The 22,493-nt window shown below is 72.8% G+C and carries 20 protein-coding genes; 12 read left to right on the forward strand and 8 right to left on the reverse strand.

Translation table 11 applies throughout. The annotated features are described in order from the left end of the window. Nucleotides 1–137 precede the first annotated feature (137 nt). On the forward strand, nt 138–1,502 hold the full coding sequence (locus ACP7TJ_RS19080) for a tetratricopeptide repeat protein (RefSeq protein WP_427764105.1): 1,365 nt from the start codon (nt 138–140) through the stop codon (nt 1,500–1,502). A gap of 19 nt (nt 1,503–1,521) precedes the next feature. On the opposite strand, the gene ACP7TJ_RS19085 is transcribed toward ACP7TJ_RS19080, so the two are convergent. From ACP7TJ_RS19085 to ACP7TJ_RS19095, 3 genes are all read right to left on the reverse strand, one after another. Continuing rightward, the gene (locus ACP7TJ_RS19085) at nt 1,522–1,995 is read right to left on the reverse strand and encodes a VOC family protein (protein WP_093765427.1); all 474 of its coding nucleotides are present in this window, start codon (nt 1,993–1,995) and stop codon (nt 1,522–1,524) included. 47 nt (nt 1,996–2,042) lie between these two features. Next, the gene (gene rarD, locus ACP7TJ_RS19090) at nt 2,043–3,071 is read right to left on the reverse strand and encodes an EamA family transporter RarD (protein WP_193458697.1); all 1,029 of its coding nucleotides are present in this window, start codon (nt 3,069–3,071) and stop codon (nt 2,043–2,045) included. A gap of 168 nt (nt 3,072–3,239) precedes the next feature. After that, nucleotides 3,240–4,094 (reverse strand): SDR family oxidoreductase, encoded by an 855-nt coding sequence (locus ACP7TJ_RS19095; RefSeq protein WP_427764109.1) that lies wholly within the window; start codon nt 4,092–4,094, stop codon nt 3,240–3,242. A gap of 209 nt (nt 4,095–4,303) precedes the next feature. Between ACP7TJ_RS19095 and ACP7TJ_RS19100 the strand changes: the two genes are divergently transcribed. Further along, nucleotides 4,304–5,527 (forward strand): FG-GAP-like repeat-containing protein, encoded by a 1,224-nt coding sequence (locus tag ACP7TJ_RS19100; RefSeq protein WP_189911505.1) that lies wholly within the window; start codon nt 4,304–4,306, stop codon nt 5,525–5,527. A gap of 67 nt (nt 5,528–5,594) precedes the next feature. On the opposite strand, the gene ACP7TJ_RS19105 is transcribed toward ACP7TJ_RS19100, so the two are convergent. The 5 genes from ACP7TJ_RS19105 to ACP7TJ_RS19125 all read right to left on the reverse strand — a co-directional run bounded on the left by ACP7TJ_RS19105 (nt 5,595) and on the right by ACP7TJ_RS19125 (nt 12,350). Next, nucleotides 5,595–6,653, reverse strand: coding sequence for a 2-oxoacid:ferredoxin oxidoreductase subunit beta (locus ACP7TJ_RS19105; RefSeq protein WP_093765431.1), 1,059 nt, complete (start codon nt 6,651–6,653; stop codon nt 5,595–5,597). Next, the gene (locus ACP7TJ_RS19110) at nt 6,646–8,577 is read right to left on the reverse strand and encodes a 2-oxoacid:acceptor oxidoreductase subunit alpha (protein ID WP_376724779.1); all 1,932 of its coding nucleotides are present in this window, start codon (nt 8,575–8,577) and stop codon (nt 6,646–6,648) included. Before ACP7TJ_RS19110 ends, ACP7TJ_RS19105 begins: the two co-directional genes overlap by 8 nt. Nucleotides 8,578–8,730: 153 nt before the next feature. Continuing rightward, entirely contained in the window at nt 8,731–9,402 is a 672-nt protein-coding gene (locus ACP7TJ_RS19115; protein ID WP_228915398.1) for a response regulator transcription factor, read from the reverse strand. A gap of 246 nt (nt 9,403–9,648) precedes the next feature. After that, entirely contained in the window at nt 9,649–11,013 is a 1,365-nt protein-coding gene (locus ACP7TJ_RS19120; RefSeq protein WP_367541262.1) for a sensor histidine kinase, read from the reverse strand. A 110-nt stretch (nt 11,014–11,123) separates the two neighbouring features. Further along, nucleotides 11,124–12,350, reverse strand: coding sequence for a sensor histidine kinase (locus tag ACP7TJ_RS19125; protein ID WP_093765435.1), 1,227 nt, complete (start codon nt 12,348–12,350; stop codon nt 11,124–11,126). Nucleotides 12,351–12,590: 240 nt separating this feature from the next. Here ACP7TJ_RS19125 and ACP7TJ_RS19130 point away from each other — a divergent pair, with 240 nt between their 5' ends. The 10 genes from ACP7TJ_RS19130 to ACP7TJ_RS19175 are packed head-to-tail and all read left to right on the forward strand — an operon-like array spanning nt 12,591 to nt 22,476. Beyond that, the gene (locus ACP7TJ_RS19130; RefSeq protein WP_093765436.1) at nt 12,591–12,983 is read left to right on the forward strand and encodes an NADH-quinone oxidoreductase subunit A; all 393 of its coding nucleotides are present in this window, start codon (nt 12,591–12,593) and stop codon (nt 12,981–12,983) included. Beyond that, complete coding sequence (locus ACP7TJ_RS19135; protein WP_093765437.1) at nt 12,974–13,612, forward strand: NADH-quinone oxidoreductase subunit B; 639 nt, start codon at nt 12,974–12,976, stop codon at nt 13,610–13,612. The genes ACP7TJ_RS19130 and ACP7TJ_RS19135 overlap by 10 nt, the downstream gene beginning before the upstream one ends. Continuing rightward, nucleotides 13,609–14,790: an NADH-quinone oxidoreductase subunit C gene (locus tag ACP7TJ_RS19140; protein ID WP_266399872.1), complete on the forward strand. Its 1,182-nt coding sequence runs from the start codon at nt 13,609–13,611 to the stop codon at nt 14,788–14,790. The genes ACP7TJ_RS19135 and ACP7TJ_RS19140 overlap by 4 nt, the downstream gene beginning before the upstream one ends. Continuing rightward, the gene (locus ACP7TJ_RS19145) at nt 14,787–15,755 is read left to right on the forward strand and encodes a complex I subunit 1/NuoH family protein (RefSeq protein ID WP_093765439.1); all 969 of its coding nucleotides are present in this window, start codon (nt 14,787–14,789) and stop codon (nt 15,753–15,755) included. Before ACP7TJ_RS19140 ends, ACP7TJ_RS19145 begins: the two co-directional genes overlap by 4 nt. Then, nucleotides 15,755–16,312, forward strand: coding sequence for a NuoI/complex I 23 kDa subunit family protein (locus tag ACP7TJ_RS19150; protein WP_106412942.1), 558 nt, complete (start codon nt 15,755–15,757; stop codon nt 16,310–16,312). Before ACP7TJ_RS19145 ends, ACP7TJ_RS19150 begins: the two co-directional genes overlap by 1 nt. Next, nucleotides 16,309–16,977, forward strand: coding sequence for an NADH-quinone oxidoreductase subunit J family protein (locus ACP7TJ_RS19155; protein ID WP_093765441.1), 669 nt, complete (start codon nt 16,309–16,311; stop codon nt 16,975–16,977). The genes ACP7TJ_RS19150 and ACP7TJ_RS19155 overlap by 4 nt, the downstream gene beginning before the upstream one ends. Then, a complete protein-coding gene (gene nuoK, locus ACP7TJ_RS19160) occupies nt 16,977–17,381 on the forward strand; it encodes an NADH-quinone oxidoreductase subunit NuoK (RefSeq protein ID WP_093765442.1) in 405 nt (134 codons plus the stop codon). The genes ACP7TJ_RS19155 and nuoK overlap by 1 nt, the downstream gene beginning before the upstream one ends. Next, a complete protein-coding gene (locus tag ACP7TJ_RS19165) occupies nt 17,378–19,372 on the forward strand; it encodes an NADH-quinone oxidoreductase subunit L (RefSeq protein ID WP_401406880.1) in 1,995 nt (664 codons plus the stop codon). Before nuoK ends, ACP7TJ_RS19165 begins: the two co-directional genes overlap by 4 nt. A gap of 6 nt (nt 19,373–19,378) precedes the next feature. Then, nucleotides 19,379–20,953, forward strand: coding sequence for a complex I subunit 4 family protein (locus tag ACP7TJ_RS19170; RefSeq protein ID WP_427764120.1), 1,575 nt, complete (start codon nt 19,379–19,381; stop codon nt 20,951–20,953). Continuing rightward, on the forward strand, nt 20,950–22,476 hold the full coding sequence (locus tag ACP7TJ_RS19175; protein ID WP_266399882.1) for an NADH-quinone oxidoreductase subunit N: 1,527 nt from the start codon (nt 20,950–20,952) through the stop codon (nt 22,474–22,476). Before ACP7TJ_RS19170 ends, ACP7TJ_RS19175 begins: the two co-directional genes overlap by 4 nt. Nucleotides 22,477–22,493 lie beyond the last annotated feature (17 nt).

Genomic DNA, 22,493 nt, shown 5'->3' on the forward strand with positions numbered 1-22,493 from the left:
CGATCGTCCATGCCCCGCGCCCGATACGGAACCGGGGCCGACGGCCCTTGGGACGAGCCTGTGACAACGCGGTGACGTGCACAGCGCGCGCGAACGGACAGACTCGACGGTAGGTGTACGACCCGAATGAGGGAACGATGTCTCGACTCAGCCGCGAGAAGAAGCGGGAACAGCAGCAGGCCGCGGAGGACGCGGCGAACCGTGCGGCGGTGCCGGTCGACGTCCGTGTCCCGGCCGACGGGTCGGGCGAGCCGGGCGCCTACGTGGACGGCGTGCGGGTGATCGCGGGCCCCGGCGAGGAGATCCAGCAGGCCGTGCTGAACCGCCTGCACCGCATCGCCGTCGCCTCCGGCCACGCCGTGCACGCCACCGTGCGCGACGAGCGCATCGGGTACGTGGTCCCGCTCCGGGTCGCCCCGGACGGCTCCAGCGCGTTCGCGGCGCAGCCGGTGCAGCTGCGCGGCCCGCGGGACAGGGGACAGGCGTCTTCGGAGACGCCGGCCCCCGGGATACCCCCGGCCCCGGCCCCGGAGACGCCTCGGGGCCCGGCGCCCCAGTCCCCGCCCGCGGAACCGGACACCGACCGCCCGACCCACCTGCTCCGCCCGGTCCCGGAGTCCGCGGCCCCGCGGAGCCTCCGTCCGGCATCGGCATCCGAGGCGGCGGCGGCATCCGAGGCGGCGGCGGCTTCCGGAACCCCCGCACCCCCCACCCCCGTGCGGGACGCCACCCCGGCCTTCCCCCCGCATCCGGTTCCCGGGACCGGAACCGGATGCGAAGCCTCCTTCGACTCCCCGCCCACCTTCCGGCTCCGGAGGCTCACCCCGCCCGGCACCGTCGCGCCGCCCACGGGCGTGTTCGGGCCGCCCCCGGACATGGACGCGCGGCCGCACCCCGCCGGGCGCGACACGGCGACCGGTCCGACCCCCGCCCCCGACCTCGCCGCCGCGCTCGACGCCGATCCTGACCCCCGGCCCACCCCGCCGCGCGGTTTCGACGCCGTTGCGGAGGCCGTGCTCGGCGACGAGCCCGCCGCCCCCGCGGGCAGCCCCCTCGCCGACCCCATGGAGCGCATCAACGACGCCGTGCGGAAGGGCAGGATCGACACGGCCGCCCGTCTCGCCGACGAGACCCTGGAGCACGCCTCGGCGACCCTGGGGGCCGAGCACCCGGAGGTGCTGCGTCTCCGGGAGCTCACCGCGTACATCGCCTATCTGGCGGGCGAGCCGGTGCGCGCCTTCCGGCTCTCCCTCGACCTCGCCGTCGTCTGCCGCCGCGCGGGCGACGCGGAGGCCGCCTACGGCAACGTCCGCAGCGCGGCCACCGCGTGGCGCGGGGTGCGCGACCCCCTGCTCGGGCTGGAACTGGGACGCGACCTGGTCGCGCTGTGGACCGAACTCGCCTCCGAGGGCGGCCCCGCCGCCGACGAGGAGGAGGAACTGGACTCCGCGCACGCCCGCATGGACCGCCTCACCGCCCGCGCCCGCAGCATGCGAGGGTGACCACGCGGGCGGCCGCCCCCTAGTGGAGACAGAACTCGTTCCCCTCCGGGTCCGCCATCACGACCCAGCTCCCGGAGGGCTCCTCCACCCGTCGCAGCACCCGGGCGCCAAGCCCCTCCAGCCGGGCCGACTCCTCGTCACGGCGGTCCACACCGGGGTGCAGATCGAGATGGAGCCGGTTCTTGACCGTCTTCTCCTCGGGCACCCGCTGGAACAGCAGCCGCCGGCCGCGCCCGGTGCCGCTCTCCTCCTCGTAGGGGTCGTCGGGGTGCCGTACGGCGGCCAGGTCGCGCCAGGCGCGGCGGCCGTGCGACTCGACCGTGAGCGCCTCGGGGACGGCCCCGGCGGCGAGCAGCTTTTCGATGAGCGGGCTGTTGTCCTCGACCACGTAGTGCAGGGCGGCGGCCCAGAAGTCCGCCTGGGCGTGGGGGTCGGCCGCGTCGACGACGACCTTCCAGTGCACCGGCGTGGCCGGCGTAGGTGTCTGCGTCATGCGCCCCGTTATAGGGGACGGCACCGACAACGCCGTCCCGCCGCGCGCTAGGGCTTGGTCTCCAGCGCCCTCGCCGCCTCCACATCCGCTTCGCTCAGCGGCGCGGCGGCCGGCACGGCCCCTCCGGCGCCCGGCGACACGGTCGTGTCGCCCGCACCGGCGCGACGGCCGGACAGCGCGCGGGCGGCGCGGCGGGCGGTGCGCAGGGCGTCCCAGGTGAGCAGGGTGAGCGCCAGCCACACCAGGGCGAACCCGGCCCAGCGCTCCGGCGGCATGGCCTCCTTGAAGTAGAGGATGCCGAGCAGGAACTGGAAGACCGGCGCCAGGTACTGCAGCAGCCCCAGCGTGGACAGCGGCACGCGGATCGCCGCGGCGCCGAAGCAGACCAGGGGGAGCGCGGTGACGATGCCGGTCGCCGCGAGCAGCAGCGCGTGCCCCGCGCCCTCGGCGCCGAAGGTCGACTCGCCCTGGGCGCCCAGCCACACCAGGTAGCCGAGGGCGGGCAGGAACTGGATCGCGGTCTCGGCGGCCAGCGACTCGATGCCGCCGAGGTTGACCTTCTTCTTCACCAGCCCGTAGGTCGCGAAGGAGAAGGCGAGGCACAGGGAGATCCACGGCGGCCGGCCGTAGCCGACGGTGAGGACGACGACAGCGAGGGCGCCGATGCCGACGGCGGCCCACTGGACGGGCCGCAGGCGCTCCTTCAGCAGCAGGACGCCGATGGCTATGGTGACCAGCGGGTTGATGAAGTAGCCGAGGGACGCCTCGACGACGTGCCCGGAGTTCACCGACCAGATGTAGACGCCCCAGTTGACGGTGATGACCGCGGCGGCCACCGTGATCAGGGCCAGCCTGCGCGGCTGCCGCACCAGCTCGCCGATCCAGGCCCAGCGGCGGACCACGGCCAGCGCGGCCGCGACGAAGACCAGCGACCACACCATCCGGTGGGCCAGGATCTCCACCGCGCCCGCCGGCTTCAGCAGAGGCCAGAACAGCGGGACGAGCCCCCACATCCCGTACGCCGCGAAGCCGTTCAGCAGTCCTGTGCGCCGCTCTGCGGCCGGCTTCCCGGTCACGGGCCCTCCAACATGTTCCGACGCGTCCCGTAGTCATCCGCGGGCCGCCGACGCGCGCGCGGAACCCACCCGGACGAAGGTAACGCCGCACACCCCCACGTGTCATGTCCGTACCGGCATACGGTCATGACGGCGAGGGTGCGGACCGTGCGGGCCCCGGACCGGAGGTCAGTCCTTGAGCGCGGCGGCGACGGCCTCGGCGAGCGGGGTCGTCGGGCGGCCGGCCAGCCGGGACAGGTCGCCGCTGTCGACCACCAGCTGGCCCTCGGCGATCGCCGCGTCCACGCCGGCGAAGACGGCCGCCATCGGCTCGGGCACCCCCGCGCCGGTCAGGATGCCGGTGAGCGCCTCGGGTGTGACCGGGGTGTAGACGATCTCCCGGCCGGTCTGCCGGCTCAGCTCGGCCGCGTACTCGGCGAAGCTCCACGCCTCGTCGCCGCCCAGCTCGTACGTCGTGTTCTCGTGGCCCTCGCCGGTCAGCACGGCGACGGCGGCGGCCGCGTAGTCGGCCCGTGAGGCGGAGGAGATCCGGCCCTCGCCCGCGGCGGCGACCACCGCGTCGTGCTCCAGCACCGGGGCCAGGTTCTCGGTGTAGTTCTCGTGGTACCAGCCGTTGCGCAGCAGCACGTACGGCACGCCCGAGTCGAGCAGCGCCCGCTCGGTGCCGCGGTGGTCGTCCGCGAGCGTGGCGGTCAGCGAGCCGGGGGCGCTGGTGTAGGCGAGCAGGGCCACACCGGCCGCCCTGGCCGCGTCGATGACGACGGAGTGCTGCCGCACCCGGCCCTTGTCGAACTCGTTGCCGGAGATCAGCAGGACCTTGTCGCCGGCCGCGAACAGGCCGTCGAAGGTCTCCGGCGCGTTGTAGTCGGCGACCGCGACCCGCACCCCGCGCTCCGCGAGGTCCGCCACCCTCTCCGGGTCGCGCACGACCGCGGTGACCTGCCCGGCCGGGACCTTCTCCAGCAACTGCTCCACCACATGACGGCCGAGCTTCCCACTGGCTCCGGTGACGACGATGCTCATGATGCGACCACTCCTCGGGGATGCGTGTGAACACTAACTGTACGACAGGCGCTAACTTTTGGAAAGTGTACAGCCGAGGGGCGGAAGCGGTTGGGCGTGCTCTACGATCACGGTCGCGCGTGCCGCCGCCGGAGGGATCCGACTCCCGCCGAGCCGTCGCATCGGGGGGTGCGAGGAGCGGACGCGCATCACTGGGAGGGGACTCATTCATGCGGAAACATCTCAAGCGGGGCGTCGCGGCACTCGTCGGCCTCACGCTGGCCGGCACCGGCCTGACCGTCGCGACCGCCGCCCCGGCGGCGGCGAGCTCGTACGACTGCCCGTCCGGCTACTTCTGCGGCTGGTCGGGCGAGAGCACCAAGGGCACGATGTGGAAGACGAGCAGGAACGTCGCCGACCTGGGCGGCTGGGACGACAAGATCCGCTCGTACGTCAACCGCACCAGCCTGATCGCCTGCCTGTACGACGACAAGAACTACGTGCCGTGGGGCGGCTACTACCCCCAGGACCCGAACACGCCCGGCGAGTACAGCAGCTCCCCGACGGCGACGATCAGCTCCATCAAGTTCGTCCGCACCGAGCGCGAGTGCAGTCAGCCCGCCTACCCGAGCTGGTACTCAGAGCCGTCCCCGACGGCCGCCGGCTTCGGCGACATGAACGGCGACCGCAGGGCCGACGTCATCACCCGTGACCTGGCCGGACGGCTCTGGTTCACCCCGGGCGACGCCACCGGCCGGCTCATCGGCTCGGGCGGCTGGAACGCCATGAACACCCTGACCCGGCACGGTGACTTCACCGGCGACGGCCGCGAGGACCTGATCGCCCGGGAGAAGGCCACCGGCACGCTGTGGCTCTACCCCGGCACCGGCACCGGCTCCCTCGGAGCGCGCAAGCTGCTCGGCGCGAGCGGCTGGAACTCGATGAACCACATCACCGCCTACGGCGACCTGACCGGCGACGGACGCTCCGACCTGATCGCCGTCCAGAAGTCCACCGGCGCCCTGTGGCTGTACCCGGGAGCCTCCGGCTCCAGGCTGGGCGCGCGCAAGCTGATCGGCTCCGGCGGCTGGAACGGCATGAACGCGCTGGCCGGCATGGGCGACGTAACCGGCGACGGCCGCCCCGACCTGTACGCCCGCGAGAAGGCCACCGGCAAGCTGTGGCTCTACCCGGGCACCTCCACCGCCCGGCTCGGCGCGCGCCAGCTCGTCGGCAGCGGCGGCTGGAACACGATGGAGCACCTGATCTCGGTCGGCGACTTCTCCGGCGACGGCCGCCCCGACCTCGCCACCGTCACCAACCGCACGTATGTGATCGACGGCTTCGAGGGCAACCCGGGCTGGCTGATCACCTACCGCGGACGGGCCGGCGGGACCCTGTACGGGCCCGAGCGGACCCACGGCGAGTGGTGGGGCCTCAGCGACTTCTGCTGAGCGCACCCGGCCGACGCGAGAGGGCCCCGGCATCCGTACGGATGCCGGGGCCCTCTCGCGTCGGTGCTCAGCCGACGACGGTCCAGGTGTCCCCGCCGGCCAGGAGTGCGGCGAGGTCGCCCTTGCCGTGCTGGTCGACGGCGGTGTCGAGCTGGTCGGCCATGAGGGTGTCGTAGACCGGCCGGCCGACGGAGCGGAACACGCCGATGGGGGTGTGGTGGAGGGTGTCGGGGTCGGCGAGCCGGGACAGGGCGAACGCGGTCGTCGGGGACGCGCTGTGGGCATCGTGGACGAGGATGTCCGCCTCGTTCTCCGGCGTGACGGCGACGACCTTGAGGTCCCCGGTGGCGGGGTCGCGGACGACGCCCTTGGAGCGGTCGGCGCCGAAGCGGATCGGCTGTCCGTGTTCCAGGCGGATGACGGCCTCCTCGGCCCGCTGCCGGTCCTTGAGGACCTCGAAGGCGCCGTCGTTGAAGATGTTGCAGTTCTGGTAGATCTCCACCAGGGCGGTGCCGGGGTGGTCGGCGGCCTGGCGCAGCACCTCGGTGAGGTGCTTGCGGTCGGAGTCGACGGTCCGGGCGACGAAGGACGCCTCCGCGCCGATCGCCAGCGACACCGGGTTGAAGGGCGCGTCCAGGGAGCCCATCGGGGTCGACTTGGTGATCTTGCCGACCTCGGAGGTGGGGGAGTACTGCCCCTTGGTGAGCCCGTAGATGCGGTTGTTGAACAGCAGGATCTTGAGGTTGACGTTCCGGCGCAGGGCGTGGATGAGGTGGTTGCCGCCGATGGACAGCGCGTCGCCGTCACCGGTGACGACCCACACGCTCAGGTCGCGCCGGGACGTGGCCAGGCCGGTGGCGATGGCGGGGGCGCGGCCGTGGATGGAGTGCATCCCGTAGGTGTTCATGTAGTACGGGAAGCGGGAGGAGCAGCCGATGCCGGAGACGAAGACGATGTTCTCCCGGGCCAGGCCCAGCTCCGGCATGAAGCCCTGCACGGCGGCCAGCACGGCGTAGTCACCGCAGCCCGGGCACCAGCGCACCTCCTGGTCGGACTTGAAGTCCTTCATCGTCTGCCTGCCCTCGGCCTTGGGCACGAGCTGGAGCAGCGTGTCGGCGTCAGTCATCGATGGCCTCCTTCAGCGCCGCGGCGAGCTGCTCCGCCTTGAACGGCATGCCGTTGACCTGGTTGTACGAGCGGGCGTCGACCAGGTACTTCGCCCTGATGAGCGTGGCGAGCTGCCCGAGGTTCATCTCGGGGATCACCACCTTGTCGTATCTGCGCAGGACCTCGCCGAGGTTCTTCGGGAAGGGGTTGAGGTGGCGCAGGTGGGCCTGCGCGACCGGCTGTCCGGCCCGGCGCAGCCGCCGCACCGCCGCCGTGATCGGCCCGTACGTCGAGCCCCAGCCCAGCACGAGCAGGCGGGCGGTGCCGTCCGGGTCGTCGACGCCGAGGTCGGGGACGACGACGCCGTCGACCTTGGCCTGGCGGGTGCGGACCATGAAGTCGTGGTTGGCCGGGTCGTAGGAGATGTTGCCGGTGCCGTCCTGCTTCTCGATGCCGCCGATCCGGTGCTCCAGACCCGGCGTGCCGGGGATCGCCCACGGGCGGGCCAGCGTGTGCGGGTCGCGCTTGTACGGCCAGAACACCTCGGTGCCGTCCTCGGTGGTGTGGTTCGGGCCCTGCGCGAACCGCACCCTCAAGTCCGGCAGCTCCTCCAGCTCCGGGATCCGCCACGGCTCACTGCCGTTGGCCAGATATCCGTCCGACAGCAGGAACACCGGGGTGCGGTAGGTCAGCGCGATCCGTGCCGCCTCGAGCGCGGCGTCGAAGCAGTCCGCCGGCGTGCGCGGCGCGACCACCGGCACCGGCGCCTCACCGTTGCGCCCGTACATCGCCTGGAGCAGATCCGCCTGCTCCGTCTTGGTCGGCAGTCCCGTCGACGGCCCGCCGCGCTGGATGTCCACCACCAGCAGCGGCAGCTCCAAGGACACCGCCAGCCCGATCGTCTCGCTCTTGAGCGCCACACCCGGCCCGGAGGTCGTCGTCACCGCCAGCGACCCGCCGAACGCCGCACCCAGCGCCGCCCCGATCCCGGCGATCTCGTCCTCCGCCTGGAACGTGCGCACGCCGAAGTTCTTGTGCTTGCTCAGCTCGTGCAGGATGTCGGAGGCCGGGGTGATCGGGTACGACCCCAGGAACAGCGGCAGGTCCGCCTGCCGGGACGCGGCGACCAGCCCGTAGGACAGGGCCAGGTTCCCGGAGATGTTGCGGTAGACGCCCGGCGGGAACGCCGTCGCCGCCGGCGCCACCTCGTAGGAGACCGCGAAGTCCTCCGTGGTCTCGCCGAAGTTCCAGCCCGCCCGGAACGCGGCGATGTTCGCCGCCGCGATGTCCGGCTTCTTCGCGAACTTCGACCGCAGGAACTTCTCCGTCCCCTCCGTCGGCCGGTGGTACATCCACGACAGCAGACCCAGCGCGAACATGTTCTTGCTGCGCTCGGCCTCCTTACGGGTGAGGTCGAACTCCTTCAGCGCCTCCACGGTCAGCGTGGTCAGCGGCACCGGGTGCAGGTGGTAGCCGTCCAGCGAGCCGTCCTCCAGCGGACTGGCGTCGTAGCCCACCTTCTGCATCGCCCGCTTGGTGAACTCGTCGGTGTTGACGATGATCTCCGCCCCGCGCGGCAGGTCCCCGATGTTCGCCTTCAGCGCGGCCGGGTTCATCGCCACCAGCACGTTCGGCGCGTCACCCGGGGTGAGGATGTCGTGGTCGGCGAAGTGCAGCTGGAACGACGACACGCCCGGCAGGGTGCCGGCCGGGGCGCGGATCTCGGCGGGGAAGTTCGGCAGCGTGGAGAGGTCGTTGCCGAAGGACGCGGTCTCCGAGGTGAAACGGTCACCGGTGAGCTGCATCCCGTCACCCGAGTCCCCCGCGAACCTGATGATCACTCGGTCGAGCCGGCGGACGCCCTTCGTCCCCGCCGCTGTGCGCTGCTCTCCTACGACTGTTCCGTCGGCCTGCTCCGCTGGGCTGCTGACCTGGCTGGTCACTGAACTGGACCTCCTCGAGGCGGCTGTCCGGGACGGCCTTCCCGCAGGCCTTCCCCGCATAAACCCTACGACCGTGAGGGGTGCCCACCGTGAAGGAATCGAGTGAACGATCCAGATGGTGGACACGGCGCCGAGACGCGTGCCGCCGGCCCCTCAGGACTTCAAGTACGTCAGCACCGCCAGGACCCGCCGGTGGTCGCCGTCGCTCGGGGACAGCCCCAGCTTCAGGAAGATGTTGCTGACGTGCTTCTCCACCGCGCCGTCGCTCACCACCAGCTGCCGGGCGATCGCCGAGTTCGTCCGCCCCTCCGCCATCAGCCCCAGCACCTCGCGCTCACGCGGGGTGAGCCCCGCCAGCACGTCCTGCTTACGGCTGCGGCCCAGCAGCTGCGCCACCACCTCCGGGTCCAGGGCCGTGCCGCCCCGGGCCACCCGGACCACCGCGTCCACGAACTCGCGCACCTCGGCCACCCGGTCCTTCAGCAGATAGCCGACGCCCCGGCTGGAGCCGGCCAGCAGCTCGGTGGCGTACCGCTCCTCCACGTACTGCGACAGCACCAGCACCCCGACGCCCGGATGGCTCTTCCGCAGCTGCACCGCGGCCCGCACGCCCTCGTCGGTGTGCGTCGGCGGCATCCGCACGTCGGCCACCACCACGTCCGGCAGCTGGTCCCGCCGGGCCAGGTCGTCGACCGTCGCGATCAGCGCGTCGCCGTCGCCGACCCCGGCCACCACCTCGTGCCCCCGGTCGGTGAGCAGCCGGGTCAGGCCCTCCCGCAGCAGCACCGAATCCTCGGCGATGACCACCCGCACCCTGTCCTCCACGTCCTCGTCCCCCCAAGCCCTGCTCCGGACCCGCCCTTGTGGCCGGTCCGGTCGTCGGGTCCAGCATTTCAGCATCCGGGGGAGGACGGGCCGGAGCAACGCGACCGGGGGGTGTCGTCATCGCGTGCCGCGGGCCGGCCCGGACCCGCCCGGGCCACCGGCGCGCGTCACCGGGCGGGTGCGCGCCCCCCGGGGCCCGCACCCGCCCGTGTGTCCGTCCGCCGGACCGCTCCCCTCACCCCGCGGTCATCGCGCCCGCTCCGCACGCCACGGCAGCTCCGCGGTCACCCGCGTCGGGCCGCCGGCCGGCGAGTCCACCACGAGGATCCCGTCCACCGCGTCCAGCCGCTCCGCCAGACCCGACAGCCCGGAACCGCGCGACAGGTCCGCGCCGCCCACGCCGTTGTCCACCACCTGGAGCATCAGCCGGTCCTCCGACCGCCACACCTCCACGGCCGCCCAGGTCGCCCGGCTGTGCTTGCTGACGTTCTGCAGCAGCTCCGAGACCGTGAAGTAGGCGATGCCCTCGATCGCGGGCGCCGGCCGCTCCGACAGGTCCACCTCCACCTGCACCGGCACCGTGCAGCGCGAGGCGACCGAGGAGAGCGCCGCGTCCAGGCCGCGGTCGGTGAGGACCGCCGGGTGGATGCCGCGGGCCAGGTCCCGCAGCTCCTGCAGGGCCGTCTTCACCTCGCCGTGCGCCTCGTCCACCATCCGCGCCGCGGCCTGCGGGTCCTCCCGCAGCTTCTCCTTCGCCAGACCCAGGTCCATCGCCAGGCTCACCAGCCGGGCCTGCGCCCCGTCGTGCAGGTCCCGCTCGATGCGCCGCAGGTCCGCCGCCGCCGTGTCCACCACGACCCCGCGGTCCGACTCCAGCTCCACCACCCGGGTCGCCAGCCGCGACGGGCCCAGCAGCCCGTGCACCATCAGCCGGTCCACCATCGTCAGCGCCCGCACGATCCACGGCGTGGCCAGCGTGAACAGCAGACCCACGCCCGCCGTCACCGCGATCTCGAACGGGTTGTCCAGGTAGATCGAGTGCTGCTCGTCGCCGTACAGCTGTATGCCGTCCTGGCCCGCGTACATCGGGAGCACCCAGAACCACAGCGGGTACGTCACCAGCGACCAGCCCAGCGTCCAGACGGTGACCGTCACCGTGAAGGACAGCACCGCCCAGGGGAGCTGCAGCACCGAGTACAGCAGCGCCCGCCAGGACGTGCCGCTCTTCAGCACCGCCCCGATCCACCCCATGAACCCCTGCCGCTCCAGCCGCAGCGGCTGCGGTTCGCCCACGTCCAGGCCCAGCAGCCCGCGCGCCCGCGCCCGCTCCACCGACCCGATGCTCCGGCACCCGGCGAGCGCCGCCGCCAGCACCGGCACCCCGAGGAACGTCACCAGCAGGCCCGCGCCCAGCGAGACCATCGTGACCGCGTAGGTGAACAGCAGAATGCTGATCGGCAGGCTCAGCAGCACGTACGCCAGCTCCCGCCAGGCGCGCCCCTCGACCGGCGCCCGCAGCGCCGCCGGCATCCGGCGCCGCCGTCCCCCCACGCCCCGCGCGTGTCCGGGCCCGGTGGGGAGCCCGTAGCCCTGTCCGTACTCCGTGGCCATCGGCGTCGTCCTTCTCCTCGTCCGGCGGCTGTGCTGTCGTACATCCAGAGTGCTGCGCCGCAGGTCGGCGGGGAATGACGGCCGTCGCAGTCTTCGGAGGGGGGTTTTCCCTACCTACGGCCGCGGGCGGACGCCTCCTTGCCCGGCGCCTTCCCCGCCGGGGTGCCGGATCGGTCCCGCCACGGCAGCTCGGCCGTGACCGTCGTCGGACCGCCCTCCGGGGAGTCCACGACGAACAGGCCGTCCACCGCGCCCAGCCGGTCGGCCAGCCCCCGTATGCCCGTACCGCCGTCGAGGCTCGCCCCGCCCACGCCGTCGTCGCGCACCTGGAGGAACAGCCGGTTCTCCGACCGCCACACCTCCACCGTCGCGGACCGCGCCCGGCTGTGCTTGCTGACGTTCTGCAGCAGCTCCGAGACCGTGAAGTAGGCGATGCCCTCGATCGCGGGCGCCGGCCGCTCGGCCAGGTCGACGGTGACCGCCACCGGCACCGTGCACCGCGCGGCGACCGACGACAGGGCCGCGTCCAGGCCGCGGTCGGTGAGGACCGCCGGGTGGATGCCGCGGGCCAGGTCCCGCAGCTCCTGCAGCGCCAGCTTCACCTCGCCGTGCGCCTCCTCGACCATCGACGCCGCCGCGTCCGGGTCCTCCAGCAGCTTCTCCTTGGCCAGGCCCAGCCCCATAGCCAGGTTCACCAGCCGGGCCTGCGCCCCGTCGTGCAGGTCCCGCTCGATGCGCCGCAGGTCCGCCGCCGCCGTGTCCACCACGACCCCGCGGTCCGACTCCAGCTCGGCGATGCGCCGCTCCAGCTCGTCCGACGGCGACAGCAGACCCCGCACCATCGCCCGGTCCACGTCCGCCATCGCCCGCACCACGAACGCCAGCACCGGCCACAGCACGAACAGCCCGGTCAGCGTGACGGTGAAGGTGAGGACGCCCCACGGCAGACGTATCAGCGCGAACAGGAACGTCCGCCACCCCACCGGGTCCTTGACCGCCTGCCACAGCCCCGGCCAGAACCCGCCGGAACTCCGCCACGGCAGCGGGCTCGGCTCGTCCACCCGCACCCCGAGCATGGCCCTCGCGCGCGCCCGCTCCATCCGGCCCAGCTGCCGCGCCCCCATCAGACCGAGCGCGAGCAGCGGCAGACCGATCACCGTGACCGTCAGGCCCACACCGGTGGACAGCACGGTCATCGTGTAGACGAAGCCGACGACGGACACCGGGAGGTTCGTCAGGAGATGCGCGATCTCCTTCCAGGTGTGCGCGTCGTAGGCGAAGCGGGCCGGCGGCGGGCGGTCGCCCGGTCCGGCCGGCTGCGGGATCGGTTCGGTCATGGGCCTAGCCTGCCCGGCGCCGGGGGGCCCGCGCCATGAGGCGGACCGCCAAGCTGAACTGAGGAAAACCCCACCCCCGCGTGCCAAGCCGCGACGGGCTGCTTACCGTGCCTTTATCAGGGCCTAGACTCCCGTGCGTACAGATCGTCGGACCGTGGCGTTCGGCGTTCACCGGCACGGATCAAGGGCAGGGCACAGGCAGGAGTGCCTGGTCGCCGATCTGAGGAGTGAGGGGCGGACGTGCGGGAAACGACCGTCGTCGCGGCGGACTACTTCCAGTCCTACTCGGTCGTCGGACTGCTCGCCGTCGTCGGCCTGCTGTTCGTCGCCGTCGCCTTCGGCGCGGGCCGCCTGCTGCGGCCGGTGGTGCCCACGCCGGAGAAGCTGCTGACGTACGAGTGCGGCGTCGACCCCGTCGGCGAGGGCTGGGCCCACACCCAGGTCCGCTACTACGTCTACGCCTTCCTCTACGTGATCTTCGCCGTCGACTCGATCTTCCTCTTCCCCTGGGCGACCGTCTTCGCCGCCGACGGGTACGGCGCGGCCACCCTGGTGGAGATGTTCGTCTTCCTCGGCTTCCTCGCCGTGGGCCTGCTGTACGCCTACAAGAAGGGCGTCCTGACATGGACGTGAACCCTGCCGCCCCCGAGCCGGTGCTCCTGCCGGAGCCTGGACTTCCCCCCGGCGAAGGCAAGGGGAGGCTCGGCGCGCTCGCCCGGCTCGCCCCCGAGCCGATGAAGGTGGTCCTCAACTGGGGCCGCCGCTACTCGCTCTGGGTGTTCAACTTCGGCCTCGCCTGCTGCGCGATCGAGTTCATCGCCGCGTCGATGGCCCGGCACGACTTCATCCGCCTCGGCGTCATCCCGTTCGCCCCGGGACCCCGCCAGGCCGACCTGATGGTCGTCTCCGGCACGGTCACCGACAAGATGGCGCCCGCGGTCAAGCGCCTGTACGAGCAGATGCCCGAGCCGAAGTACGTCATCTCCTTCGGCGCGTGCAGCAACTGCGGCGGCCCCTACTGGGACTCCTACTCCGTCACCAAGGGCGTCGACCAGATCATCCCGGTCGACGTCTACGTCCCCGGCTGCCCGCCCCGGCCCGAGGCACTGCTCCAGGGCATCCTCAAGCTCCAGGAGAAGATCGCCCGCGAGTCGCTGGGGGAGCGGTACGGCACCGGCTCCGCCGGGCGGCCCTCGGCGGCGGCGCTGCAGAGCGGGCTGGTCGAGCCGCCCGCGCCCAAGGGTGAGGGGGGTGCCGGATGACCGCCGCCGGCTGGCTCCCCGCGGACGTCGAGGACCTGTTCGGCGCGCAGGCCACTGCGGAGGAGGCGTACGGCGTCCTCACCGTCGACGTGCCGTCCGACGCCTGGATCCCCGCCCTCGAAGCCGCCCGCGACCGCCTCGGCTGCACCTTCTTCGACTGGCTGAGCGCGGTCGACGAACCCGGCGCCGGTTTCCGTGTGACCGCCCACGTCGCCGCCCTCTCCCCGGTACGGCGGCTGCTGCTGCGCACCACGGTGCCGCACGAGGCCCCCGTCCTGCCGTCCGCCGTGGACGTCTACGCGGGCGCGGCCTGGCACGAGCGCGAGACCCACGAGATGTTCGGCGTCGACTTCACCGGGCATCCCGGCCTCGACCATCTGCTGCTGCCGGACGGCTTCGAGGGCCACCCGCTGCGCAAGGACTTCGTCCTCGCGGCCCGGGTCGCCAAGGCGTGGCCCGGCGCCAAGGAGCCGGGGGAGTCGGAGCACGGCGGACCCAAGCGGCGCCAGATGCTGCCGCCGGGCGTGCCCGACCCGAACGAGTGGGGCCCGCTCAAGGGCCAGCTCCCGCCCGCCCCGGCCCGCCCCGCCCGCCGCACGGCCACCGCGGCGGCCCGCACCCCGGGCGAACGCCCGCCCCGCCGCACCCGCTCCGTCTCCGAGGGCTCGGCGAGCCAGGCGACGGGGGCGGGGGCCGGTACGGCCGCGGACGCCGACGCGAGTACGGACCGGCCGCCGGCCACCCCGCGCAGGGCGCGGTCGGTGTCGGAGGGGTCCGCGAGCCAGAGGGGCACGGGCGGCTCGGGTGCCGGTGCCGGTGACGCTGAGAGCGGAGCCCCTGCGCCTCGTCGTTCCCGTTCGGCGTCCGAAGGGTCCGCGAGCCAACGGGCGGACGTCCCCGCGCGCCGGTCGCGCAGCGCGAGCGAGGGTTCGGCGTCGCAGCGCGAAGGCGCCCCGGGCACGGGACAGGATCAGGCGCCGGGCGCGGACGACACGGCAGCGGCTCCCGCCGGGGAACCGCGTGACCGCAAGCCGCCCGCCGCCCCGCGCAGCCCGGACGCACCGTGGCACCACGCACGGCCGGCCTTCGAGGAACCGGAGCCGGAGACCGGGCCGCGCCCTGAACCCGGCGGCCCCGACACGAACACCCCCGACGACCCCTCAGGAGGCACGCGGTGACCGACGTTCTCGACGTCGCCCTGCGACTCCTCGTCGTGTTCGTCGTCTTCCTGACCTTCCCCCTGCTCGTGGGCCAGACCGAGCACAAGGTGATGGCGCACATGCAGGGCCGCCTCGGCCCCATGTACGCGGGCGGCTTCCACGGCTGGGCCCAGCTCATCGCCGACGGTGTGAAGTTCGCGCAGAAGGAGGACATCGTCCCGGCCGGCGCGGACCGCCGTATCTTCCAGCTCGCCCCGGCCGTCGCGCTCCTGCCGTACCTCCTCGTGCTGCTCGCCATTCCGATCGGGCCGGGCGAGGGCGCGGTCGGTCAGGTGCTGGACGCGGGCGTGTTCTTCGTCCTGGCCGTGATGGGCGTCGGCGTCCTCGGCTCGCTCATGGCCGGCTGGGCGTCCGCCAACAAGTACTCCCTCCTCGGCGGCCTGCGCACCGCCGCCCAGCTCCTCGCGTACGAACTGCCGATGCTGCTCACCGCCGCCTCCGTGGCGATGGCCGCCGGGACCGTGTCCCTCGTCGGCATCCTCGACGCGTTCGAGTGGTGGTGGCTGCCCTGGCAGATCACCGGCGCGCTGGTCTTCTTCGTCGCGGGCCTCGCCGAACTCCAGCGCCCGCCCTTCGACATGCCGGTCGCCGACTCGGAGATCATCTTCGGCGCGTACACCGAGTACACCGGCCTGCGCTTCGCCCTGTTCCTCCTCGCCGAGTACGCCGGGATCGTCGTGCTGTGCGGCCTGACCACCGTCCTGTTCCTGGGCGGGTGGCACGGGCCCTGGGGCGCCGACGGGCTCGGCTGGGTGTGGACCCTGCTGAAGACCGCGGTGCTGGCCTTCGTCGTCATCTGGCTGCGCGTCAGCTACCCACGGCTGCGCGAGGACCAGCTGCAGAAGTTCGCCTGGACCCTCCTGGTTCCTCTCGCCCTCGCTCAGATCGCCCTCACCGGCGTCGTCAAGGTGGTGTTCCTGTAATGGCCCCCATCCCCGGCTCCGGCCTGGCCAAGGGTCTGGCCGTCACGCTGCGGACGATGACGCGGAAGTCCGTCACCGCGCAGTACCCGGACACCCAGCCCGAACTGCCGCCCCGCAGCCGCGGGGTGATCGGCCTGTTCGAGGAGAACTGCACCGTCTGCATGCTGTGCGCCCGCGAGTGCCCCGACTGGTGCATCTACATCGACTCGCACAAGGAGACGGTTCCGCCCGCCGCCCCCGGCGGCCGCGAGCGCAGCCGCAACGTCCTCGACCGGTTCGCCATCGACTTCGCCCTGTGCATGTACTGCGGTATCTGCATCGAGGTCTGTCCTTTCGACGCGCTGTTCTGGTCCCCGGAGTTCGAGTACGCGGAGACCGACATCCGTGACCTCACCCACGAGCGGGACAAGCTCCGTGAGTGGATGTGGACCGTCCCGGCCCCGCCCGCACTCGACGCCGGCGCGGAGGAACCGAAGGAAGTGGCCGCCGCCCGCAAGACCGCCGACAAACTCGCGGCCGCCCAGGCCGACGAACCGGGTCAGGAGGGCCGCGCATGAGCACCGCGGCGACCGCCGGCGCGCTCGCGGCCGGCACCGCGCACCGGGCGGCCGAGTCGCCCGGCTTCCTGTCCCCGACCGGCGTGGAGATCACCTTCCTTCTCGTCGGCCTGGTCACCCTCGGGGCCGCCGTCGTCACCGTCACCACCCGGCAACTGGTGCACGCCGCCCTGTGGCTGGTGGTGGCCCTCGGCGGGCTCGCCGTCGAATACCTGCTGCTCACCGCCGAGTTCATCGCCTGGGTGCAGGTCCTCATCTACGTCGGCTCCGTCGTCGTCCTCCTTCTGTTCGGGCTGATGCTCACCCGCGCCCCCATCGGCCGCTCGCCGGACGCGGACTCCGGCAACCGCTGGGTCGCGCTCGCCGTCGCCGTCGCCGCGGCGGCCGCCCTGGTCTGGGTGGTCGTCGACGCCTTCCGCACCACCTGGATCGACCTGGACGGCGCCCCCTCCGGCACCACCGAGGTGACCGGCGCCAGCCTCTTCCAGCACTGGGTCCTCCCCTTCGAGGCCCTCTCCGTCCTCCTCCTCGCCGCCCTCGTCGGCGCGATCGTCCTGTCCCGCAAGGCCGAGGCCGGCTCCGAGCCCGGCGCGAAGGACGCGGCTCCGTCCGGCCCGGCGACCCGCACGACAGACACCCGGCGCGACCAGGAAGGGGCCCGCTGATGCACCTCGCCTATCCCGCCGTCCTCGCCGCCCTCCTCTTCTGCACCGGCCTCTACGGCGTCCTCGCCCGCCGCAACGCGATCCTGGTGCTGATGTCGGTCGAGCTGATGCTCAACGCCGTCAACCTCAACCTCGTCGCCTTCGACGCCTGGCTCAGCCGGGCCGCCGAGGACACCCTTCACTCCGGCCAGGCCCTGGCCCTGTTCACCATCGCCGTCGCCGCCGCCGAGATCGGCATCGGCCTCGCGATCGTCCTCGCCGTGTACCGCAACCGCGGCACCTCGGACATCGACCGGCTGCGCGACACCGCCGAGGGCCACGACCCCGACGACCCCGACAGCGACGCCGCCGGCCGCGCGATCCCCGCCCCGGCCGCCGGCGAGAAGGCCGAGGCCACCGCGTGACCACGACCGCCCTCGCCGTCCTCGTCCCCCTCCTTCCGTTCCTCGGCGCGCTCGCCGGACTGCTGCTGGGCCGCACCGCGCCCGGCTTCGCCCGCCCGCTCGCCGTTCTGCCGACGCTCGCCTCCCTCGCGCTCGCCGCCGCCGTCGCCGCGCGCCAGGGCGGCGGCGCCCCGGTCGACGCCGCGACCGAGCTCACCCCCACCGGCTCGGTCCCCATCGAACTCGCCCTGCACATCGACGGCTTCGCCGCCCTCACCGCAGTGGTCGTCGGCACCGTCGCGACCTGCGTGCAGATCTACTCCACGGGCTATCTGCGCGACGACCCGCGCTACCCGTCGTACGCCGCTCTCGTCTCGCTGTTCACCTCCGCGATGCTCCTGGTCGTCTACACCGGCGACCTGATGGTGCTGCTGGTCGGCTGGGAAGTGATGGGCATCTGCTCCTACTTCCTCGTCGGCCACTACTGGGAGACCCCCGAGGCGCGCGCCGCCTCGCTGAAGGCCTTCCTGGTCACCAAGCTCGGCGACGTCCCCTTCCTCATCGGCCTGTTCGCGCTCGCCTCCGACGCCGGGTCCTTCCGCATCACCCGGATCCTCGGCGCCGTCGCGCAGGGCGGCATCGACCACCCGACGCTGATCGCCCTGCTGCTCCTCGCGGGCGTGGCCGGCAAGTCCGCGCAGTTCCCGCTGCACACCTGGCTGCCGGACGCGATGGCGGGCCCCGCCCCCGTCTCCGCGCTGATCCACGCCGCGACGATGGTCGCCGCCGGCGTCTACTTCGTCGCCCGTCTCCTCCCGCTCTTCGAGGCCTCGCGGGCCGCGATGACCGTCCTCGCCGTCATGGCCGCCGTGACGATGACCGGCTCGGCGCTCGCCGCCCTCGCCCAGGACGACATCAAACGCGTCCTCGCCTACTCGACGATCGGCCAGCTCGGCTACATGACCGGCGCCCTCGCCGTCGCCGACCGCGGCGCCGCCGTCTTCCACCTCCTGTCCCACGGCGCCTTCAAGGCGCTGCTGTTCCTCGCCGCCGGCGTGATCATCCACGCCGCCGGCACCAACTCCCTGGCCGCCATGTCCCGCATGAACCATCTGCGCGACCGCGTCCCCGACGCCTACTGGACGATGACCGTGGCGCTCCTCGCGCTCGCCGCGATCCCGCCGTTCAGCGGCTTCTTCTCCAAGGAGGCCGTCCTCGGCGTCGCCGAACACGTCGTCACGGGCAACACCGAGCACGCCCCCGCCGCCGCGGGCTGGATCGTCCTCCTCGCCGGACTGCTCACCGCCCTCCTCACCGCCGCGTACGCGACACGGCTGTGGCTGCTCGCCTTCCGCGGCAGCGGCACCGAGGCGCCGGACCACGGCCGGCAGCCGCTCACCATGACCACCGTGCTGTGGGTGCTCGCCGTGCCGTCGCTGGCGTTCGGCGGCTTCGCCTTCCGGGTGCTGCCCGACTGGTTCGACGGACACGACCTCACCCCGACCCTCACCACCTCCGTGCTCGGCACGGGCGTGGCCCTGGTCGGCGGCATCGTCACCTACGCCACCTGGCGGCACACCACCGCGCACGCCGCCCGCGTCCCCCTCGGCGCCGTCGCCGCCCACCCCGAGGGCGACGCCGGGCAGGTCGAGGCGGAGGCCATCGCGAGCCACGAACCGGCCTACGGGAACATTGCGTACGCGGCCGACCCGTCGGACCCCGGCCGGCTGCTGCTCGGCCGGCTGCACCGGCACGCCGCCGTCGGCTTCCACCTGGACGCCGTGTACTCGGCGCTCTTCGTCCGCCCGGTGCGGGCCGGCGCGAGCCTCGTGCGGTTCCTCGACCGGGAGGTCGTCGACACCTACGTACGCGGCGCGGGCACCCTGCCCCGCTGGCTCGGCGCCGCCGTCCGGCGCGCCCAGACCGGCAATCTGCAGACCTATGTGAGCGCGCTGCTCGCCGGCACCGTCGTCCTCGCGGTCGCCGCCGTCCTCGTCGCCACGGGAGCGTGAGCAGGCGTGATCGATATCAACGAGTCCGTGATGCAGTTCCTTCTGGCATTGATCGTCGTCGGCCCGCTCCTCGGCGCCGCCGCCGCTCTGCTGCCCGCCCCGCCCGGACTGAAGGGGAGCTCTCCCGAGCAGGCCGTGCTCCGCCACGGCGTGACCGTCACCGGCGTGATCCTCATCGCCGCGATCGTCCTGGCGCTCGGCTTCGACCACGACCACCCGTCGACGATGCAGGCCACGACCGACATCAGCTGGATCCCCGCACTCGACGTGCGGATCCACCTCGGCATCGACGGCATCTCGCTCCCCCTTCTGGTCCTGACCGCCCTGCTGACCTTCCTCAGCGCCCTCTACTCGTACTTCAAGCCGCCCACGGGGCCGTCCCCGAAGGCCTTCGTCGCCCTGCTGCTCGTCCTCGAGTCCGGCACCCTGGCGACCTTCGCCGTCCTCGACCTCGTCCTGTTCTTCCTCGCCTTCGAGACGGTCCTCGTCCCGATGTACTTCCTCATCGCCCGCTGGGGCGGCGAGGGCCGGGCCGAGGCCGCCTGGAAGTTCATCCTGTACACGCTGCTCGGCTCCGTGGTCATGCTGCTCGGCCTGCTCCTGATCGGGATCAATGCGGGCACGTTCGACATGGTGGCACTCGCTACTGACAACGGCCGGTCACTGACCGCGTCCGTGCAGGTCATCGCCGTTCTGGCGATCGGGCTCGGGCTCGCGGTGAAGACGCCGATGTGGCCCCTGCACAGCTGGCTGCCCGACGCCCACACCGCCGCCCCGACGGTCGGCTCCGTCCTGCTCGCCGGCGTCCTGCTGAAGATGGGCACCTACGGCTTCGTCCGCATCCTGCTCCCGGCCGCGCCCGACGGCTTCCGCACCTTCGCGCCGTACCTCGCCGCGTTCGCCGTCGTCGGCGTCATCTACGGGTCCCTCGCCTGCCTCGCCCTGGCCAGGAAGGGCGCGAAGGGCGACCTCAAGCGCCTCATCGCCTACTCCTCCGTCGGCCACATGGGTTTCGTCCTGCTCGGCATCGCGACCATGACCCCGACCGGAGTCAACGGCGCCCTGTTCGCCAACATCGCCCACGGCCTCATCACCGGCCTGCTGTTCTTCCTGGTCGGCGGCCTGAAGGAGCGCACCGGCAGCACCGACCTCGACGCCCTCGCCCAGGAGACCGGAGCCGCCCTCTACGGCAAGGCCCCCCGCCTCGGCGGCCTGCTCGCCTTCGCCGCCGTCGCCTCCCTCGGCCTGCCCGGCCTCGCCGGGTTCTGGGGCGAGATGCTGGCGCTGTTCGGCGCCTTCGACCCCGCCGAGGGGCTCAGCCGTCCGGCCTTCCTCACCTTCATGTCGATCGGCGCGTTCGGCACCCTGCTCACCGCCGCCTACCTGCTGATCGTGGTCCGCCGGGTCTGCATGGGCGCCGCGCCGAAGAACGCGCCGGCCTACACCGACGTGCGCTCCTACGAGTTCGCGGCCTGGATCCCGCTCGTCGTCCTCACCGTCGTCGCCGGCCTGTGGCCCAAGGTCCTCCTGGGGCTGACCGACCCGGCCGTGCAGCAGCTCCTCGCAGGAGGCACCCGATGAGCTCCCTCGTCCAGTCCGTCGACTGGCTGGCCATCGCACCGCCCACCATCGCGGCGGCCGTCGGACTCGTCGTGCTGGTCGCCGACCTGTTCGTCGCGGAGTCCAGGAAGCCGCTGCTCGGCTGGATCGCGGTGGCCGGACTCGCGGCCGCCGCGCTGATGCTGCTGCCGCTCCTCGACGCCGACCGCTCCACCTTCTGCCTGGTCGGCGACACCGAGGTGTGCAGCTACACCGCGGACCGCTTCACCCTCGTCATCCAGTTCCTGGTGCTCGGCGGCGCCCTGCTCTGCGCCCTGCTGTCCGTGACCGCGCTGAAGGACTCCGGCAAGCGGCTCCCCGAGGGCGAGTACTGGTTCCTGTTCCTCTCCTCCGCGGCCGGCGCGGCCCTGCTGCCCGCCTCCCGGGACCTCGCGACCCTCGTCGTCGCCCTGGAGGTGGCATCCCTGCCCGCCTTCGCCCTGGTCGGCCTGCGCCACGGCGACCGCAGATCCTCCGAAGCGGCCCTGAAGTTCTTCCTCTCCTCGGTCACCGCCACCGCGGTCAGCCTGCTCGGCATCAGCTTCGTCTACGCCGCCACCGGCACCCTCCACCTCACCCGGGTCGCCGAACGCATCCAGCACGTCGACGGGCAGCTCGAGACCCTCGCACAGACCGGCGTCGTCCTCACCCTCGTCGGCTTCGCCTTCAAGACGGCCGCCGTCCCCTTCCACTTCTGGGTCCCCGACACCTACGTGGGCGCCCCGCTCCCGATCGCCGCCTACCTGTCCGTCATCGGCAAGGCGGTCGGCTTCTCCGGCCTCATCCTCGTCACGGTCGTGGCCCTGCCGTCGTACGCGGACGCCTGGGCCCCCGCCCTGGCCGTGCTGGCCGCCCTCACCATGACGGTCGGCAACGTCGGCGCCCTGCGCCAGCGGTCCACGCGCGCGTACAGCGCCGTACGCCTGCTCGCCTGGTCGTCCGTCGGCCAGGCCGGCTACCTGCTCGTCCCGATCGCCGCCGCCGGGTACTCCGACGACCCCGAGAAGGCGGTCGGCTCCACCCTCGCCTACGCCCTCATGTACGGCGCCGTGAACCTGGGCGCCTTCGCGGTGGCCGCCCTCGTCGGCCGCGCACACCGGCTCAACCGGGTCGCCGACTACCGCGGCCTGTACGCCGCGAGTCCGCTCACCGCGCTGCTCATGGGCTTCTTCCTGCTGTGCCTCGCCGGCCTCCCGCCGGGTGTCATCGGCCTCTTCGCCAAGGTCACCGTGTTCGCGGCGGCCGTCGACGCCGGGCTGGGCTGGCTGGCCGTCGTCATGGCCGTCAACGTCGTCATCGCGCTGGTGTACTACCTGCGCTGGACGGCACTGCTGTTCCGCGCGCCGGAGACGGCCCCCGAGGGGGAGACGGCGGGAGGCGCGGCCGCGCCCCACCGCCTGCCCGCCCCGCTCACCGCGGCGCTTGCCCTGACCGGCGTCCTCGGCATCGCCCTCTCCGGCGCCCCGCAACTGGTCCTGCGTTTCACGGAGACCGGCCTCTTCTGAGCGGCTCGTCCTGCCTC

It is taken from the genome of Streptomyces sp. DSM 41931 (genome assembly GCF_050271085.1).
Taxonomy (GTDB): domain Bacteria; phylum Actinomycetota; class Actinomycetes; order Streptomycetales; family Streptomycetaceae; genus Streptomyces; species Streptomyces albogriseolus.

Bases quoted from the DNA above. Each gene is read 5' to 3' on its own strand.
- ACP7TJ_RS19175 (WP_266399882.1), top strand. From the start codon at position 20,950: ATGAGCTCCCTCGTCCAGTCCGTCGACTGGCTGGCCATCGCACCGCCC.
- ACP7TJ_RS19095 (WP_427764109.1), bottom strand. From the start codon at position 4,094: ATGAGCATCGTCGTCACCGGAGCCAGTGGGAAGCTCGGCCGTCATGTG.
- ACP7TJ_RS19105 (WP_093765431.1), bottom strand. From the start codon at position 6,653: ATGACTGACGCCGACACGCTGCTCCAGCTCGTGCCCAAGGCCGAGGGC.
- ACP7TJ_RS19155 (WP_093765441.1), top strand. From the start codon at position 16,309: ATGAGCACCGCGGCGACCGCCGGCGCGCTCGCGGCCGGCACCGCGCAC.
- ACP7TJ_RS19080 (WP_427764105.1), top strand. From the start codon at position 138: ATGTCTCGACTCAGCCGCGAGAAGAAGCGGGAACAGCAGCAGGCCGCG.
- ACP7TJ_RS19120 (WP_367541262.1), bottom strand. From the start codon at position 11,013: ATGGCCACGGAGTACGGACAGGGCTACGGGCTCCCCACCGGGCCCGGA.
- ACP7TJ_RS19125 (WP_093765435.1), bottom strand. From the start codon at position 12,350: ATGACCGAACCGATCCCGCAGCCGGCCGGACCGGGCGACCGCCCGCCG.
- nuoK (WP_093765442.1), top strand. From the start codon at position 16,977: ATGCACCTCGCCTATCCCGCCGTCCTCGCCGCCCTCCTCTTCTGCACC.
- ACP7TJ_RS19085 (WP_093765427.1), bottom strand. From the start codon at position 1,995: ATGACGCAGACACCTACGCCGGCCACGCCGGTGCACTGGAAGGTCGTC.
- ACP7TJ_RS19135 (WP_093765437.1), top strand. From the start codon at position 12,974: ATGGACGTGAACCCTGCCGCCCCCGAGCCGGTGCTCCTGCCGGAGCCT.
- ACP7TJ_RS19100 (WP_189911505.1), top strand. From the start codon at position 4,304: ATGCGGAAACATCTCAAGCGGGGCGTCGCGGCACTCGTCGGCCTCACG.
- ACP7TJ_RS19150 (WP_106412942.1), top strand. From the start codon at position 15,755: ATGGCCCCCATCCCCGGCTCCGGCCTGGCCAAGGGTCTGGCCGTCACG.
- ACP7TJ_RS19140 (WP_266399872.1), top strand. From the start codon at position 13,609: ATGACCGCCGCCGGCTGGCTCCCCGCGGACGTCGAGGACCTGTTCGGC.